The organism is Weizmannia acidilactici (genome assembly GCF_008974185.1).
GTDB classification, from domain to species: Bacteria; Bacillota; Bacilli; order Bacillales; family Bacillaceae_C; genus Weizmannia; species Weizmannia acidilactici.
This window is the reverse complement of sequence record NZ_BKZP01000023.1, coordinates 1-17,013: the sequence shown is the minus strand read 5'-3', so window position 1 is coordinate 17,013 and position 17,013 is coordinate 1. Positions and strand designations below refer to the sequence as shown.

The following is a 17,013-nucleotide window of genomic DNA, read 5'->3' as shown; positions in this document are numbered from 1 at the left end:
GTGGGGAAATGCTGACGGATTTGATCGGTACATTGCCGCAGGTGCTTATAGACGGCCTTACACTCGGTGCAATTTATGCCGTTGTCGCCATCGGGTACACGATGGTTTACGGCATTTTGGAACTAATTAATTTTGCCCATGGTGAAATTTTCATGACAGGGGCTTTTATCGGCACATCCCTGCTCTTTTTGTTTACCGGCCAGGGATGGATCCATACTCTGCCGGCAATCTTGATCCTGCTTCTGGCCATCATTGCGGCAAGCATCTGCACGGGGGTTTTGGGGATCGGCATTGAGCGGGTGGCTTACAGGCCGCTTAGAAATGCGCCGAAACTGATCACGTTGATTACGGCGATCGGGATTTCTTTCCTGCTTCAGGACATTGTCCGCTTTATCGCCGAGTTGAAGAAAGGAACCTACATTATCAACGGGCCTAATCTTTTCAATGGGCAAATCCATATTAAAGCATCATCTTTATGGCCGGAATTTCATGACGCGACGCTGAAAAGCTCCTTCCTCGTCGTATTGCTCGTATCCATTGTGATGCTTGCGGTGCTCGACATCTTTGTCAACCGGACAAAATGGGGAATGGCGATGCGGGCGGTCGCCCAGGACCGGGAAACAGCCTCCTTGATGAGCGTAAATGTCAATAAAGTCATTGCCATTACGTTTTTTATCGGATCTGCACTCGGGGGAGCGACGGGCGTTCTGTTTGCCGTCCAGTACGGCACAATAGACCCTTATATCGGCTATACGCTTGGGATAAAAGCATTTACCGCAGCAGTGCTCGGCGGAATCGGAAACATACGCGGCTCCATGGCCGGGGGACTCATCCTCGGTTTGATTGAAATGTTTGCGGCCGCCAACCTTTCCGGGCTGACCGGCGGCGTATTCGGTTCCGAGTACAAAGATGTTTTTGCATTTATTCTGTTAATCATTGTGCTCATTTTTAAACCGGAAGGCTTATTCGGAAAAGCAGCCGCAGAGAAAGTGTAGGTGGAAAAAGTGGGAAAATATTGGATTGCATTTGTTGCAAACAAATCTTTATCCGGAGGGCTTTTTCTTTTATACGTTATCGTGACATCAATTGGGATTTATTTGTCGCAGAAATCAATTGTTTCGTTTTTGCTGCTGCTTGCTTCTTTGTTGATTCTATATTTTCTCCAATTCCCGGACAAAGTGAAATGGGCGGCTGCACTTGTCATTCTCGGGGTGGTTTTGCCGTTTGCCGCTAGCCATGGGCAGTCTTACCAATCCTATATGGATGTGGCGGTTATGGTAGGCATTTATGTTGCGATGGCGCTAGGGCTGAATATTGTGGTCGGGATGGCGGGGCTCCTGGATTTGGGTTTTATTGCCTTTTTTGCATTGGGCGCTTATACGTACGGGATTTTTACAACTTCCCAGGCATCGCATTTTATGCCGTTCGGGCACTATCCTTTATCGGGCGCCAGTTTTTGGATGTTTATTTTGATCGGCTGCCTTTTCGGCGCTTTATTCGGCGTGTTGCTTGGAATTCCGGTGCTGCGTGTGAAAGGGGATTACCTGGCGATGGTGACGCTCGGGTTCGGGGAAATTGTCCGGATTGTTTTCAATAATTTGGATAAGCCCATCAATATCACGAACGGGGCAATGGGCATTTCCTCTATTGCGCCGCCTGAACTTTTCGGCATCCGCTTTATCTATCCGAGCCAGTTTTATTATGTTGTGCTTGTGCTCCTTTTGATTGTGATCTATATGGTCCGCCGGCTGGAACGTTCTAAAATGGGGCGGGCATGGAAAGCGGTAAGGGAGAACGAAATTGCGGCGCAGGCGATGGGCATACCGCTTGTCAAAACGAAGCTTGCCGCATTTGCCATCGGCGCCTCTTTTTCCGGGGCGATGGGCGTAGTGTTTGCGGCAAAACAAGCATTTGTCGATCCGACCAGTTTTACGTATTTGGAGTCCACCACGATCCTCGTCATGGTGCTTTTAGGGGGGATGGGAAGCGTCCCAGGTGTCATTTTAGGGGCATCCATCATTACGATTTTAAATCTGCAGGTGCTGACGGAAGTCACAAACTGGCTCAACCAATTGAGCATGAGCGGGGTGTTGAAAATTCCGGATGCCTTGTCGCCTGCCAAAATGCAAAGGTTTATTTTCGGCCTTTTGTTGATTGTGTTCGCATTATACCGTTCAAAAGGCCTGTTGCCGGCAAAAAATATGCATTATGATCTTGAAAAGCTTGCCCGCAGGACGCACAGCATGGATGCTGTTCCGGCGGCAGGCGAAACGAATAAAGGTTAAGCGGGGGAGATATATGAATTTGCTTGAAATCAAAGGGCTGACGAAAAATTTCGGTGGCCTGGCCGCAGTCTCCAATGTTAATTTAAATGTCCCCAAAAATTCCATTACCGCTGTCATCGGTCCGAATGGTGCCGGCAAAACAACGCTTTTCAACATGGTCACAGGTGTCTATAAGCCGAGCGCAGGCGATATTTTATTAAACGGGGAACCGATTACCGGTCTTAAGCCGCACGCCGTCGCCAGAAAAGGGATTGCCCGGACATTTCAGAATATCCGCTTATTCGGCAGCCTGTCCGTGATGGAAAATGTTTTGATCGGCATGCATAGCCGTTTAAAAAGCAATTTTTTCGGAGCCGTCTTCCAGCTGCCGGGAACGCGGCGTGAAGAAGAAGCGGCGCAAATGGAGGCATTTGAACTGCTCCAGTATGTCGGGCTCGACGGCTTGCTGAATGAACCGGCCACGAATCTCCCGTACGGGGCGCAGCGGCGGCTTGAAATTGCCCGCGCCTTGGCCGTAAAACCGAAACTGCTGCTGCTCGATGAACCGGCGGCGGGCATGAATCCGAAAGAAACAAAGGAACTGACGGATTTAATCCGGAATATGTGCGGGGAAAAAGATTTGACGATTATCTTAATTGAACACGATATGAAGCTTGTGATGGAAATTTCGAACCATATTGCTGTGCTTGACCACGGAGAAAACATTGCCGAAGGGAAACCGGTTGAAATCAGAAACAATCCAAGAGTCATAGAAGCGTACCTCGGTAAAGGCGCATTGGCTTATGCATAAGGAAGGAGGGGAAGCCATGCCTTTGTTGGTACTGGAAAATGTGAAGGCAAACTACGGTGGGATTCAGGCATTAAAAGGAATCAGCATGGCGGTGACCGAAGGGGAGATCGTTACGCTGATCGGGAGCAACGGGGCCGGGAAATCCACGACATTGAAATCGATCAGCGGCCAGGTAAAAGTAAACGGCAGCATCACATACGGCGGTCAAAATATTGCCAACCTGCCGCCCCATCAAACGTCCCGATTGGGGATCGCGCATGTGCCGGAGGGCAGGAGGATTTTCCCGAAACTGACCGTAAAAGAAAATCTTTTGATCGGGGCTTTTGCAGTGAAGCAGAAAAGGACGATTGAAGAGAGAATGGAGCGTGTGTTTTCATATTTTCCGAAGTTGAAAGAAAGGCTCGACCAAAAAGGCGGGACGATGAGCGGGGGCGAACAGCAAATGCTAGCCATCGGCCGGGCCTTGATGGGTAGGCCGAAACTTCTGATGCTGGACGAACCTTCAATGGGGCTCGCGCCGATCGTTGTCGAACAAATTTTTGAGATTATTTCCGAACTCAATCAAGAAGGCATGACGATTTTGCTGGTCGAACAAAATGCGTACCAGGCGCTGCAAATAGCTGACCGCGGCTATGTCATCCAAACCGGGGAAATCGTCCTGGAAGGGGTGGGGAAAGAATTAATGGTGAATGAGCAAGTACAGGAAGCTTATCTTGCTTAAGGGGCAGTTTTAAATTTTATGATAATATCAAGGGCCCGTAGCGCTTAAAGTGAACGGGCAATTGCCGAGGTAAATTATCCGGAACAGAAATCTAAAAAAACAGGCGCACCTATAAGGGGGCGCCTGTTTGCGCATTAATACACAAGGCTGAACAAGCCGTTAATATGGGACAAGTAGCGAATATTGCTCGCTTCTTTCATTGCCGAAGCAGGGAAGCCTTTTAATTGCGTTTGGTTCTCCCCGATAAAGGCAATGGCATCTTTTCTACCGAGGCTTGCAAGCGTACCGGAGTTTACCGGCTGGAATACCCGCATTTTGCCGCCTTTTAAGTAGGCGTAAAGGTTATAGCCGATCAATTCGCCCATCTGCCACGACATTTGTGCTGTCGGCGGATAAGGGCGTGCGCCTTCAGACGGGAAGACAACTGCGCTGTCGCCGGCTACAAATACATCCGGATGAGATGTGGACTGCAAATATTCATTGACGGTCGCGCGTCCCCGGTTCACTTCAATGCCGGAATTGGCCACAACCCTGTTGCCCTGAACGCCGCCGGTCCAGACAAGCGTTTTCGTTTCGATTTTCTGGCCGTCTTTCAGTTCCACAACACCATCTTCATATTTCGTAACAGGAATGCCCGTCAGGAATTTGACGCCGCGCGCTTCGAGGCTCTTCGTTGCGCGTTCGATCAAGTTCGGCGCAAAGTTCGGTAAAATTGAAGGGGCGGCTTCTACGCAGATCAGCGAAATTTCGCTTGGGTCAATCGCATATTTTTTCGACCACACCGGCACTTTATCCGCCAGTTCGCCGACTAATTCGATCCCGGTCAGTCCGCCGCCGCCGACAACGAAGGTGGCATCCGCTTTATTTTTTGTTTTTGTATATTGTTCGAGGCAACTTTGGATATGGGCGTGGATGCGTTTTGCATTGTCAACCGATTTCAATAGGAAGCTGTTTTCTTCAAGTCCCGGAATGCCAAAGAAAGCCGTTTCACTGCCAAGCGCCACGACAAGGATGTCATAATTCAGCTTAAATCCGCTTCCTAAAGATACTTCTTTTGTGTCCGGTGAAATTTTGGTGACTTCATCGACCTGGACGTCAACATCTTTTCCTTTAAACAATTTTTTTAACGGAAGCGATACTCTTTTTTCGGAAACGCCGCCTGCGGCCAAACGGTGCAGCTCCGTAATAATTTGGTGGTCCGGCACCCGGTTGACGACGGTAATCGAAGCGTCGTCTTTCGTTAAATATTCGCGCGCTGACAATGCGGTTAACAATCCGCCGTAGCCAGCCCCTAAAACAACGATTTTTTTACTCATATGGATCCCCCGTTCTTTTCAATTCTGTTTATGTTATTGTTGTTGTTTGCTCCGTTCTTCCGTCACTTGTAGAAATGCCTGCAGAAAACGGAATAGCTTCTGGGCTTGCGGGTCTTTTAACAATCTCAACAGGCCGAAGAGGCCGATTGTATCGTTTGATTCATCCGCCCGGTCTTTCGCTTCGATTGCGGTTTGGGCGAGCCCTTTCGCTTTTTCGGCAACGGGATCCAAAAATCCTTGCACACCGCCTTTAAAATCGTTGATGAGCACTTTATCCGTCATTACGGACTGTGCAAAATCATAAACTTTGTTTAAAATCGTGACCAGCTCGGCCATTTTCGGCAGGCTTTCAACAAGCACGGTCAGGGATTCCTGGACTTCCGGTATCAATAACTGGTCCAGCAAATCTTTTTGTGCGCCCGCCGCTTCTTTGTTTGCTTCAAGTTGTTCTTCGATATTGGTTTTTTGGGTTGAAGTTTCTGCCATCTCCTATTTCTCCTTTACTGGTGGGATTCCCATTAAGGTTATGTACGTTCAAAGTGTTCCGATTGTTCCCTTATTAATCCCTCCGTCCTGTTTGTGAAATTTCTTCATGAATGCACGTTTTTTTATTCACAAAAACCGCTATGAAACCTGATACATGATTAGTATATCAAATTTTCACCATATATGAAGTAAATTTTGCTATCCTTTTAGAAAAATGTTTTCTTATGATACGAGTTCGGGATTTCGGAAAATTTTTCACTGAGAAGGGCCTTGCGGGATGCTTGCCGGTTTGTGCCCGTATCGGATAAAATGAGTTTAGAAGAAGGTGGGAAGCGTGAAAGATATTTCGTCAAAAATCCGGATGCTGAAAGTAAAAGAAATTTTGGAAAATGAAACCGATGAAGCGCACGAGTTTTCCCTTGACGAGATTTTGAAGCGGCTCAATGAAGCTTTCGGCGGGGACTTTTGGCAGGATAAAAAAGCGGTAAAACGGGATATTGAAGACCTAGCCCAAACCGGCTTCGATGTGATCGAAAATACAGGCAAGTACGGAAAAAAATACTACAGCCACCAGGTGCGGCGTTTTGAGCTGTTTGAGCTCCGGATGCTGATCGATGCGGTGTTATCCGCCAAATTTATAACAAAGGAAGAGTCGGAAAACCTCATTAAAAAAATTAAAACATTAACGAGCGTCCACCATGCGAAAAAACTGCCGAGCCAGGTATTTTTTGATCAGGCGGTCAAAGGCAACTACCAGCAGATCAAAATCGACATCGACCGGATCCATGAAGCGGTAACAAAATCGAAAAGAATTTATTTCCAATACGGGAAATACAACGTACATAAACAGTTTGAACTGCACCGGGACGGTGAATTTTACCCGGTTGAACCGTACGGGCTCATTTGGAGCAATGAATTTTATTACTGCATTGGCAGGTTTGAAGACGAACCGTTTTTCCGACATTACAGGGTTGACCGGATGCGCAATGTTTCGGTTTCGGATGAATCGTTTAAGCGCATGGATGTGAATTTATCCGAATACATTTATAAAACATTCCATATGTACGGCGGCGAGGACAATTGGATCCATATCCGCTTCGATAATGAATTGATCAATGTGATCATCGACCGGTTTGGCCTCGGTGTGGAAATTGAGCCGGTTTCAGACACGCATTTTGATTTGAAAACAAAAGCTTCCATCAGTGATGGGCTGATTCGCTGGATTTTGACGTGGGGGAGCATGGCGAAAGTGATCGCCCCCCTGCATCTTGCCGAAAAAATTAAGGAAGAAAGCAGGAAAATGGCAGCACTGTATGAACATGAAACTTAAAATTTCTTGCTTTTTATCCTGATCCATTGTAAGATAATTTAAAATACTGAACGTGAACGAAGGATTAGTAGGCGGATAACCTCTGCAATAGAGAGCAGGGTTCATAGGCTGAAAGGCGCTGCAGCAGGCGGCCCGCCGAACCTGCCTTCCGGGTCCCGGCAAAACCGGGCGCAATGTATTTGCGTTATCAAAGAAGAGCGGGGTGGCGTATGCTGCCCAAAAAAGGTGGTACCGCGAAAGGCTTTTTCGTCCTTTTAACAAGGGGCGGAAGGGCTTTTTTTATTGTTGTGAAGGAGAGAATGCTACAGATGGAAAAGAAGAGAGTCGTTGTAAAGATCGGCAGCAGTTCTTTAACGAATGCAGCCGGGGAAATTGACGAATCGAAGTTTGCCGACCATATTCATGCCCTCGCCGCCCTCAGGAAAGCCGGGCATGAAACCATCGTCGTGTCTTCCGGGGCTGTCGCCTGCGGGTTCAAGCTTTTAGGCTATCCGTCGCGTCCTGTTACCCTGAAAGGAAAACAGGCTGCCGCGGCAATCGGCCAAAGTGTGCTGATCCAGCGTTACAGGGAAGCGTTGGGGGAACACGGCATTACGCCGGCGCAAATTCTTTTGACACGCCAAGATTTTTCTAAAAAAGACCGTTACCATAATGCGTATTCGACGTTGACGGAGCTTTTGCACCGCGGCGTGATGCCGATCGTCAATGAAAATGATTCGGTATCTGTTACGGAGCTGACTTTCGGCGATAACGATATGCTGTCGGCGCTTGTCAGCGGGCTCATCCATGCCGAGCAGCTCGTCATCCTGACCGATATCAACGGCTTATACAGCGCCAACCCAAAAAACGATCCAAATGCTAGGCGATTTGATACGATTGAAAAAATTACCCCCGATATGATGCGGATGGCGGGGGGCGCCGGTACGAAAGTGGGGACCGGCGGCATGCTTTCAAAATTAAAAGCCGCCAATACCGCCCTTTCTCTCGGCGTCCGTGTTTTTATCGGCACGGGAAAAGGTGAAAACAAACTGCTTCGGATTCTAGAGGGGAAAGGGGACGGCACTTATATTGGCGGCGCCCGCCCGGCGGTGACCAGCCAGAAGCAATGGATCGCACTTTTTTCGGAAACGGCGGGGAAAATTTATATCGATCCGGGAGCGGAACAAGCGTTATTAAAAAATGGCAGCAGCCTGCTGGCAGCCGGGATCCAAAAAGTAACCGGCCTATTCCAAAAAGGCGATGTGGTTGAAGTGTACGGTTCAAACGGCCTGCTTGGAAAAGGGGAAGTACTGTACGGGGCGGAAGAACTTGAAGATTTACTAGAAAAACAAATGGGCCGTGCCACGGGCGAAGTGATTCACCGGGACAAATGGGTACCACTAACAAGAAAGGGGTTGGGATAAATGAGCGAAGCAATCGAAAAAGGGCAAAAAGCTAGAGAAATCAGCATTGCGCTTTCCGCAAAAACAACAGAAGAGAAAAACCGTGCACTTTTATCTATCGCATGGGCGCTTCTCGAAGACCAGGGTGAAATCATTGCCGAAAACAAAAAAGATTTAGAACGCGGGGATCGTGCCGGGCTTCCGGAAAATATTCTCGACCGGATGATGCTCAATGAAAAGCGAATCAAAGACATGTCGGAAGCGATCCGGTTACTCGCCGGCTTGAATGATCCGATCGGGGAAACGGTTGAAGAAATTGAAAAAGAAAACGGCTTAAAAATCGTAAAAAAGAAAGTGCCGCTCGGCGTCATCGGCATGATTTACGAAGCCCGGCCAAACGTGACGGCGGATGCCGCCACCCTGGCCATCAAAACGGGTAATGCCGTGATTTTAAGGGGCAGCTCATCTTCCATCTGTTCCAATCAAGCGCTCGTCCGCACCATTCACCGGGCTTTGGCAGAATCCGGTTTTCCGGAAGAAGCCGTGCAGCTCATAGAAGATACGAGCAGGGAAGCGGCAAAAGATTTATTCCATCTCCACGATTATTTGGATGTGCTCATCCCGAGGGGCGGCAAAAACCTGATTGACACGGTTGTCCGCGAGTCATCCGTACCTGTCATTGAAACCGGCGCCGGCAACTGCCACCTTTATATAGATGAAACGGCACAGCCGGAAATGGCCATCCGTATTGCAGTCAATGCAAAAATACAGCGCCCATCCGTCTGCAATGCGATTGAAACGATTCTCGTCCATGAAAATTGGTTCGCTCAAAATGGCAAAGCGCTGTTATCGGCATTGGCTGAGCACGGTGTTGAAATTTACGGTGATGGAAAAGTTACCGAAACCTGGCCCGATGCAAAAAAAGCAACGGAAGAAGACTGGTACTGTGAGTATCTGGCTTTAAAAATAAGCATGAAAACAGTGAAAAATACAGATGAAGCGGTCCAGCATATCAACCGGTACGGAACAAAACATTCAGAGGCGATTGTGACAGAAGACAAGGAGCAGGCGGCCCGTTTCATGGCGATGGTCGATGCTGCGTGCGTCTACCATAATGCTTCCACCCGTTTTACGGATGGATTTGAATTCGGGTACGGGGCGGAGATCGGCATCAGCACGCAAAAACTGCATGCGCGCGGGCCGATGGGGCTGGATGCCTTAACCTCCACAAAATATTGGATTTACGGCAGCGGGCAGATCCGGGAATAAAATCAAGGGGTTGTCCCAAACCTTAAAATAACTTAGATAAAACAATGATCGCTAATTTCTGAGACTTCTGCGGGAAAACCGAGCAAGAATGATTCCTCATGCTGAGGTATCGCACAAGGAGATTCGCGACGCGTGCGGAAAGCGGGTAAATTTCGCAATCATCAAAACGTCTTGATCATACAGCTTTGTAGCTTTGTTATTAAAGGGGTGCCCCTTGTCCGGTTACCGGTTTTGGGACAGCCCCTTTAATTTACCTGTATTAAAATAGCATGATGCCTGCCAGCCCGCCAAGGATGCCGATCACAACGCATGACGCAGCGACAAAGAAAAGCGTTTGTTTTGAAAAGGATTTGCCTACCATGATCAATGAAGGGAGGCTGATGGCCGGAAGCGTCACAAGCAGTGCAGCGGCCGGACCTGCGCCGAGCCCGAAAGACATCATCGTCTGCACAATCGGGATTTCAGCGGCAGTCGGGATGACAAACAGCATGCCTGAAATTGCAAATAATACCACACCGAGCATGCTGTTGGCATCTCCTTGGTTGATTTGTGGAAATAGCCAGAACCTGGCCGCGCTTAAGATAACGACCGACAACAAATAGGCCGGTACGAGATAAAGGAGCATCTGGCCGGCAGCTTTCCCCCATCTCGTTAATAAGGAACCTTCGTTTTGGTCTCCAACGGCAGCCAGTTTACTGATATCTACCGATTGCTCGCTTTTGGCAATCCTACCCGCCAAATAACTGACCCCGAATGTCAGTACAAGGCCGGCGAGGATGCGCAGCACGGTAAATTTCCATGGCAAAACAAACGCCATGAAAATGAGCGTGGCCGGATTTAGCATTGGATTTCCGATCCAAAAAGCCAATGCCGCCCCCGTCGATACTTGTTTTTTGCGCAGGCCCACAGCAAGCGGGGCGGCGCAGCACGTGCACATCATGCCGGGAATGGCGCTTGCGCCGGCAATCACTGTGCTTCCGAACGATGTTTTGCCGAGCACTTTAACAAGCCATTCGGTCGGCAGAAGCACTTGCATGAGCGAACCGAGCAAAATGCCGAGTACAGCCGCTTTCCAGATCGCCTGGAAGTACTGGATCACATATTGGAATGTCCCGTTCCAAGAAAATTGGGCAGATTTGCCCGGATCCCCGAGGATTGATGTGCCAATAGAATGTGTATGAGCGGCAAGCAAAGATTTTTGGTAGTATGGCCACCATTTCACATATAAAAGCCCTATAGCGGCAATCACGATAAACAAAACGGCGAGCCAAACCGCATTTTTGCCGGACTGCCGTTCAGGCTGCATAGAATTGTCTGCAACAGCCACATCATCATCTCCATTTCCATATAAAGTAAGAATTGATACTAAATCTACATTATAACATAACAACTTGAAAAAATATATGGCGGGTTTTTTACATCCCGTTTCCTGCTGCTGAAAGGAAAACAGCATCACCCGACATGCCGCCACAGGGATTCCTCATGTCTCTTTCCACAGAGCCCCGGGGATTTCACATTAACCTTGCTTACAGGGCAGGGGATTTAACCCACCGGTTTTGCCTGGAAAATGCATTTTATAGCGAAGTGGTCTATAATGGTACAAGGATTAGAGTTTCATGCAGAAAGGTTAGGTTGATGCAAAGTGGCACAATCGGAAAAAATAAAATTGACTTCGTTAACGACAAAAGGCGGGTGCGGCTGCAAAATCGGCCCGGCGGATTTGCAGCAGGTGATGCGGATGCTGCCGCCGGCAACACCGGATCCGAATTTGCTCGTCGGCCTTGACACAAGCGATGATGCGGGCGTTTATAAGCTGGCGGATGACTTGGCGATCGTGCAGACAGTCGACTTTTTCACGCCGATTGTTGATGACCCATATGCGTTCGGACAGGTGGCGGCGGCCAATGCGATCAGCGATATTTATGCGATGGGTGGAACACCATTAACCGCGCTTAATATTGTCGCATTTCCTATCCACACGTTGGATAGGCAAATTCTTGCCGATATTTTAAAAGGTGCCGGCGATAAATGCAAAGAAGCCGGCGTTACGCTCGTCGGTGGGCACTCGATCGATGACAAAGAACCGAAATTCGGGATGGCTGTGACAGGGAAGATCGACCCGGCAAATATCCGCACAAATGCCGGCGCAAAGCCGGGGGATAAGCTGATTTTAACAAAACCGATTGGCGTCGGGATCCTCACCACTTCTATTAAACGCGATTTATTAACGGAAGCAGAAATTGAACGCGTGACAAATGTGATGGCCACATTAAACAAAAAAGCGGCTGAAATTTCATGCAGATTTACTGTCCATGCCGGCACGGACGTAACCGGCTTCGGCCTTTTGGGACATGCAACCGAAATGGCGCAGGGGAGCAAAACAGGCCTCCGCATTTTTAAAGATCAGGTGCCGGTGCTGCCGCGTGTGCGTGAACTGGCGGAACAAGGGGTTGTGCCGGGTGGTACGAAAAATAACTTTGCTCATATTGAAAGTGTCGTCGAATTCCCGGAACACATGGACCAGATCGATAAATGGATTTTAAGCGACGCGGTCACATCAGGAGGCCTGCTGCTTTCGGTTGCAGGCTGCGAAGCGGAACAGCTGGTCGAAGAACTCGTAAAATCAGGCGTAGAAGCAAGCCTGATCGGCGAAGTAGTTGCTGAACATCCCGGCCGTATTCAAGTAATATAAAACAAGAGAAGCAGAAAGGCGGGAAATATTTGTTCCAGGATATTACAATCGACGAAGCCAGAAAATTAATGGAGAAAAAGCAACTGACATGGGTCGATGTCCGCTCCCCGTCCGAGTACCGCAATGCGACTATTCCGGGGAGCCTGAACATTCCTGTTTTTGATGATGAGGAACGGGCGGAAGTGGGGACGATTTATACACAGGTGGACACCCACGCCGCAAAAGAGCGCGGGCTTGAAATTTTTTCAAAAAAATTGCCGAATTTTATCCGTGCCTTCAGCAAAATTGGCGGGGAAAAAGCGGTATTCTGCTGGCGCGGCGGCATGCGGAGTAAAACGGCGGCAACCGTGCTGGATCTGATGGGGATCCATGCATACCGGCTTCAGGGAGGTTACCGGGCTTACCGCAAATGGGTAACCGGTCAGATTGAACATATGGATTTTCAACCGGAAACGTATGTTTTGGGCGGCTATACGGGCACCGGAAAAACGTATATGCTCCGGAAATTGGAGGAGGAAGGCTACCCTGTCCTCGATTTGGAAGGAATGGCCAACCACCGCGGCAGCATTTTCGGGGATATCGGCCTGAAACCCCACAACCAAAAAACATTTGACGCATTGCTAGTTGAAAGGATTTTGCAATTGGGCCGCCCGCCTTATGTCCTGATGGAAGCCGAAAGCAAAAGAATCGGGAAAATTGTGCTGCCTGAATTTTTGCTCGAAAACAAGGAGCGTGGCGTTAATATTATCATTGAACTGCCGGTTGCGGAACGCGTCCGCAATATTTTGGATGACTACCGGCCTTGGGAAAAACAGGAGGAATGCCTGGCCGCATTCGCGCGGATTAAAGAGCGCATCCACACCCCGGTTGCGAAGCAAATCGAAGAAGATTTGCGCCGTGGACGGTACAATGAAGCCGTAAAGCTCCTGCTGGAATATTATTACGATCCGAGATACGACCATTCCCTCGACATCTCGGGGAAAGACAGGGTCAAAACGATCCGTGCCGAACATACTGATGAAGCGCTCAAGCAGCTGAAAGAAATGTTGAAAGAAGCCGGCTTTTTATTGCGGTAAGCAATAAAGGCCGGATATTTACATATGTCTTGACAGGTGGTATATTACAAGTGTACGAGACACCATCAAAAGGGGAGTACAATATTGACACAAATTTCCAAGAAAAAATTACTGGCGCTCACCGGGACAAGCTGGCTGTTTGACGCGCTTGATATCGGCATATTGTCGTTTATTATCACTGCGCTTGCAAAAGACTGGCATTTGAATGCAGAGAGAATGGGTTGGATCGGAAGTGTGAATTCGATCGGCATGGCTGCCGGCGCTTTTTTATTCGGCGTTTTGGCGGACAGGTTCGGGCGCAAAAAAATTTTTATCATTACACTTTTGTTTTTCACCGTTGGAAGCGGCCTTTCCGCGTTTGCGCAGACGCTTACTGTGTTTTTGGTTTTCCGGCTTGTGATCGGAATGGGCCTCGGCGGGGAGCTTCCGGTTGCGTCCACGATTGTAAATGAAAGTGTGGATCCGGAAGAACGGGGCAGGATGGTTGTGCTGCTCGAAAGCTTTTGGGCTGCCGGCTGGCTCGCTGCCGCGGTGATATCCTATTTCGTCATTCCGCACTTCGGCTGGAGGGCGGCGCTTGTGATCACTGCCATCCCGGCATTGTATGCCCTTTACCTGCGGAGGGACCTTCCGGATTCGCCTGAGTTCCGTAAAGCCGGGCATCCAGTACAGGCATCCGTTTGGCAAAACGTTGCCAAAGTATGGTCGAAAGAATATGCGGCACGCACTTTCATGCTTTGGATCCTTTGGTTTGCCGTTGTATTCTCCTACTACGGCATGTTCCTCTGGCTTCCGAGTGTGATGGTGATGAAAGGCTTTTCGCTGATCCAAAGTTTCGGGTATGTGCTGATAATGACGCTTGCGCAGTTGCCGGGTTACTTTACGGCGGCATGGCTGATTGAAAAAACGGGGCGGAAATTCGTGCTTACCGCCTTTTTAATCGGAACGGCCGTCAGTGCCTACATGTTCGGGCAGGTCGATTCTGCGGCGATGCTTATTGTATCCGGCATGCTGCTGTCGTTTTTCGATCTCGGGGCGTGGGGCGCACTGTACGCGTATTCGCCGGAACAATATCCGGCAGCGATCCGTGCGACAGGAACCGGGATGGCGGCGGCTTTCGGAAGGATCGGCGGGATTCTCGGGCCGCTTTTGGCCGGCTCCCTCGTCGCCCGTGGCATTTCGATAACAGGCATTTTTACGATTTTCTGCCTGTCGATTGCTGTCGGAATTGCTTTCTTGGTCATACTCGGCAAAGAAACGAAACCTACACAATTGGCCGGCCGGCTGCAGCCTTAAAAAAGGGGTGCCACGAGCGTCAGTCATTGACGTCGGGACACCTTTTTTAAAAAAATCAGATGGTACATACATTGTTTTCAAAAGCCTAATTCCGCTTCATTCTATGCATTTATGCGCCGCCGCGTTCGGGAAACCAACTCATGGCAACATAGCAAAGGCGAACCAAAGTTTCAAAAATTGTTTAATAAAAGTAGGAAACGATTTCTTTCAAAGTTTTATTTTGGGTTGCTTTTAGTTCCACCATACATATCATCTGCAGCCGCAGGTGAGAAGGGAAGTGCACCATATGGGCAAAAGATTGCTTGCCGTAAGCGATATCCACGGCTGTTTCGATGAATTTGAAGCATTGCTTGAACTTTCAAACTATGATCCATCCAAAGACCGGCTGATTTTGCTGGGGGATTATGTGGACCGCGGCCCAAAAAGCAAAGAAGTGTTGTACAAAATCAAATCCCTTGTGGAAAAAGAACATGCGGTTGCATTAAAGGGAAACCACGACCAGATGTTTTGCGACTGGCTCAATGACTCGGAACTTTATCACGACATTTATATGCAAAACGGCGGAAAAGAAACGATCCGGTCTTTCCTTTCGGGGGAAGAAATGGAACCGGAAGCGGCACCTGAACGTTTGGCCGCCAACATACTTGCAAACCATGCTGAAATGATTGGTTTTTTGCAGGGGCTCCCGTATTACCATGAGGAAGAAGAATATATTTTTGTCCATGCCGGCATCAATCCGCTCCTTGACGACTGGAAAGAAACGGGCGCCCGGGATTTTCTTTGGATCAGGGAAGGATTTCTGGACCAAAAGCTTTCCATTCCGCAAACAGTCATCCACGGCCATACTCCTGCTGTTTTGCTGCACGGGTCATCGGATGTATACTTCGGTGACCATAAAATCTGCGTTGACGGCGCCTGTGCTTACGGCTACCAGTTGAATATGCTGGAAATAAATAATGAGGCTTTTCATGTATATCATGTCGGAAAAAACAGCGGGGCCTAAATGTGTAAAAGAATAAGCGCAAAATCCCACTGCTTTTTCTTATATTATCCCATTTTTTCGTTTCTAATCAAAAAGACTATACGCCCGTATACCTCCCGACATATTGTAAACTATCTATTTCATTACTGAAGTTGAAAAGATGGAACAGGCGGGATTACAGGCCGGTTTAGTTTGGCGCGGCAGTGCAGATGAAACGTGTTTTGGCAGATGCAGCGCTGCGCAAAAGGATCACGCAAAAAGGGCAGGAAACGATCCGTACCGTCTATTCGCCGCGAGCCATCGGCGACAAAATGAGAAACCGCCTTCAGGCACTCGGGTTGTTGTAAAAAAACAATTTAATTAAACAATCCCGAACGGCGGCGGTGAAGGGCTCATGCCAAAATGTTTCACTTTTGCTTTTTCATTTCTTCATATTTATGGAACCATTCCGGAAAAACTTTTGCAAACGAAACGGGGCGGAATGTATCTTTTTTGACGATGATATGGGTCGTGGTGCCTTCCGCGCAAATTTCGTTCTGTCCGTTTACAATTTTAAACCCGTAAACGGTCCGTGACCGCCCGTTTTCTTCCACCCACGTTAAAACGGATACTTGATCACCAAACCGGATTGATTTTTTATATGTAAAGTCAAGATGGTAAACGGGCGCGTAATATCCTGCCTTTTCCATATCGAGATAGTCGTAGCCGGCGTCTTCCACAAATTGCGAGCGCCCGAGTTCAAGCCATTTGATATAGTTGCCGTGGTAAATCACGCCCATCATATCGGTATCGGCGTAGGAGAGCTGGATATCTGTCTTGGCAATATGCATGTTCCATCACCCTTTTGTAAAATCTCAACTATACATTATAACCGATTTTTCCTGCGTTGGGGAAAAAAATAACCTGCGGATGTTTAACCCGCAGGAAAAATGTCCATCAGCAGTCACAGTCTCTGCCCGCCATGCCTGGGTAATAGCCTTGCATTGGTTGCATCATGCTAGGGCCCATTCCCATGCCTGAATATCCCGGAGTAAAGCCCGCCATCGTTCCTGGTGTGCCGTAGCCGCCCATTTGCCCCGGATACATCGGCATGCCCATATGGTGCCCGTATCCCGGCATACCGTAGAAACTTGGGGACATAGAGGTGCCCATGTATTGCCCTGGGTACATTTGCCCGGACGAAGGATATTGCTGCACCATTCCGCCTGTAGTGCCAATCGTTCCGCTTCCCATCGGCCCCATCATTCCTGTCTGGCCCATTGTGCCGTGGTGCATCATATCCATATCATCATCGTAATAGGGCTGGCCTCCGCCTGCATAGCTTCCAAAATGCCCCAGACCTGATGTTTGAGGATAATTTCCATATGTGTGTTCCATATAACCCACTC

At 48.7% G+C, this 17,013-nt stretch carries 17 protein-coding genes; 12 read left to right on the top strand and 5 right to left on the bottom strand.

The window, feature by feature from the left end; translation table 11 throughout:
* Positions 1-8: 8 nt before the first annotated feature.
* The 4 genes from BpJC4_RS10755 to BpJC4_RS10740 are packed head-to-tail and all read left to right on the top strand — an operon-like array spanning position 9 to position 3,796.
* Entirely contained in the window at positions 9-995 is a 987-nt protein-coding gene (locus tag BpJC4_RS10755; protein WP_151680880.1) for a branched-chain amino acid ABC transporter permease, read from the top strand.
* A gap of 9 nt (positions 996-1,004) precedes the next feature.
* Complete coding sequence (locus BpJC4_RS10750) at positions 1,005-2,285, top strand: ABC transporter permease subunit (RefSeq protein WP_151680881.1); 1,281 nt, start codon at positions 1,005-1,007, stop codon at positions 2,283-2,285.
* Between the two features lie 13 nt (positions 2,286-2,298).
* The gene (locus BpJC4_RS10745; protein ID WP_151680882.1) at positions 2,299-3,075 is read left to right on the top strand and encodes an ABC transporter ATP-binding protein; all 777 of its coding nucleotides are present in this window, start codon (positions 2,299-2,301) and stop codon (positions 3,073-3,075) included.
* A 16-nt stretch (positions 3,076-3,091) separates the two neighbouring features.
* Entirely contained in the window at positions 3,092-3,796 is a 705-nt protein-coding gene (locus BpJC4_RS10740) for an ABC transporter ATP-binding protein (protein ID WP_151680883.1), read from the top strand.
* Positions 3,797-3,930: 134 nt separating this feature from the next.
* On the opposite strand, the gene BpJC4_RS10735 is transcribed toward BpJC4_RS10740, so the two are convergent.
* Both BpJC4_RS10735 and BpJC4_RS10730 read right to left on the bottom strand, forming a co-directional pair.
* On the bottom strand, positions 3,931-5,112 hold the full coding sequence (locus BpJC4_RS10735) for an NAD(P)/FAD-dependent oxidoreductase (protein ID WP_151680884.1): 1,182 nt from the start codon (positions 5,110-5,112) through the stop codon (positions 3,931-3,933).
* Positions 5,113-5,145: 33 nt separating this feature from the next.
* Positions 5,146-5,598 (bottom strand): helical membrane plugin domain-containing protein, encoded by a 453-nt coding sequence (locus tag BpJC4_RS10730; RefSeq protein ID WP_151680885.1) that lies wholly within the window; start codon positions 5,596-5,598, stop codon positions 5,146-5,148.
* A gap of 334 nt (positions 5,599-5,932) precedes the next feature.
* Here BpJC4_RS10730 and BpJC4_RS10725 point away from each other — a divergent pair, with 334 nt between their 5' ends.
* The 3 genes from BpJC4_RS10725 to BpJC4_RS10715 all read left to right on the top strand — a co-directional run bounded on the left by BpJC4_RS10725 (position 5,933) and on the right by BpJC4_RS10715 (position 9,579).
* On the top strand, positions 5,933-6,928 hold the full coding sequence (locus BpJC4_RS10725; protein WP_151680886.1) for a helix-turn-helix transcriptional regulator: 996 nt from the start codon (positions 5,933-5,935) through the stop codon (positions 6,926-6,928).
* 308 nt (positions 6,929-7,236) lie between these two features.
* A complete protein-coding gene (gene proB, locus BpJC4_RS10720; protein WP_151680887.1) occupies positions 7,237-8,331 on the top strand; it encodes a glutamate 5-kinase in 1,095 nt (364 codons plus the stop codon).
* Positions 8,332-9,579, top strand: a complete 1,248-nt coding sequence (locus BpJC4_RS10715) for a glutamate-5-semialdehyde dehydrogenase (protein WP_151680888.1) — start codon at positions 8,332-8,334, stop codon at positions 9,577-9,579.
* A gap of 259 nt (positions 9,580-9,838) precedes the next feature.
* On the opposite strand, the gene BpJC4_RS10710 is transcribed toward BpJC4_RS10715, so the two are convergent.
* On the bottom strand, positions 9,839-10,885 hold the full coding sequence (locus tag BpJC4_RS10710) for a permease (protein ID WP_371862156.1): 1,047 nt from the start codon (positions 10,883-10,885) through the stop codon (positions 9,839-9,841).
* Between the two features lie 336 nt (positions 10,886-11,221).
* Here BpJC4_RS10710 and selD point away from each other — a divergent pair, with 336 nt between their 5' ends.
* The 5 genes from selD to BpJC4_RS16160 all read left to right on the top strand — a co-directional run bounded on the left by selD (position 11,222) and on the right by BpJC4_RS16160 (position 15,972).
* Complete coding sequence (selD, locus tag BpJC4_RS10705; RefSeq protein WP_151680890.1) at positions 11,222-12,271, top strand: selenide, water dikinase SelD; 1,050 nt, start codon at positions 11,222-11,224, stop codon at positions 12,269-12,271.
* A gap of 29 nt (positions 12,272-12,300) precedes the next feature.
* On the top strand, positions 12,301-13,347 hold the full coding sequence (gene mnmH, locus BpJC4_RS10700; RefSeq protein WP_151680891.1) for a tRNA 2-selenouridine(34) synthase MnmH: 1,047 nt from the start codon (positions 12,301-12,303) through the stop codon (positions 13,345-13,347).
* Positions 13,348-13,428: 81 nt separating this feature from the next.
* Positions 13,429-14,643: an MFS transporter gene (locus BpJC4_RS10695; RefSeq protein ID WP_151697895.1), complete on the top strand. Its 1,215-nt coding sequence runs from the start codon at positions 13,429-13,431 to the stop codon at positions 14,641-14,643.
* A 286-nt stretch (positions 14,644-14,929) separates the two neighbouring features.
* Positions 14,930-15,646, top strand: a complete 717-nt coding sequence (locus BpJC4_RS10690; protein WP_151680892.1) for a metallophosphoesterase family protein — start codon at positions 14,930-14,932, stop codon at positions 15,644-15,646.
* Between the two features lie 188 nt (positions 15,647-15,834).
* Entirely contained in the window at positions 15,835-15,972 is a 138-nt protein-coding gene (locus tag BpJC4_RS16160; RefSeq protein WP_172967423.1) for a hypothetical protein, read from the top strand.
* A gap of 60 nt (positions 15,973-16,032) precedes the next feature.
* Here BpJC4_RS16160 and BpJC4_RS10685 read toward each other — a convergent pair whose 3' ends face one another.
* Together BpJC4_RS10685 and BpJC4_RS10680 are read right to left on the bottom strand one after the other, a co-directional pair.
* Positions 16,033-16,455 carry an acyl-CoA thioesterase gene (locus BpJC4_RS10685; protein ID WP_151697884.1) on the bottom strand — a complete coding sequence of 141 codons (423 nt, stop codon included), beginning with the start codon at positions 16,453-16,455 and terminating at the stop codon, positions 16,033-16,035.
* Between the two features lie 106 nt (positions 16,456-16,561).
* Positions 16,562-17,013 (bottom strand): hypothetical protein (locus BpJC4_RS10680; protein WP_253693701.1); only part of this gene is annotated, 452 nt, incomplete at its 5' end.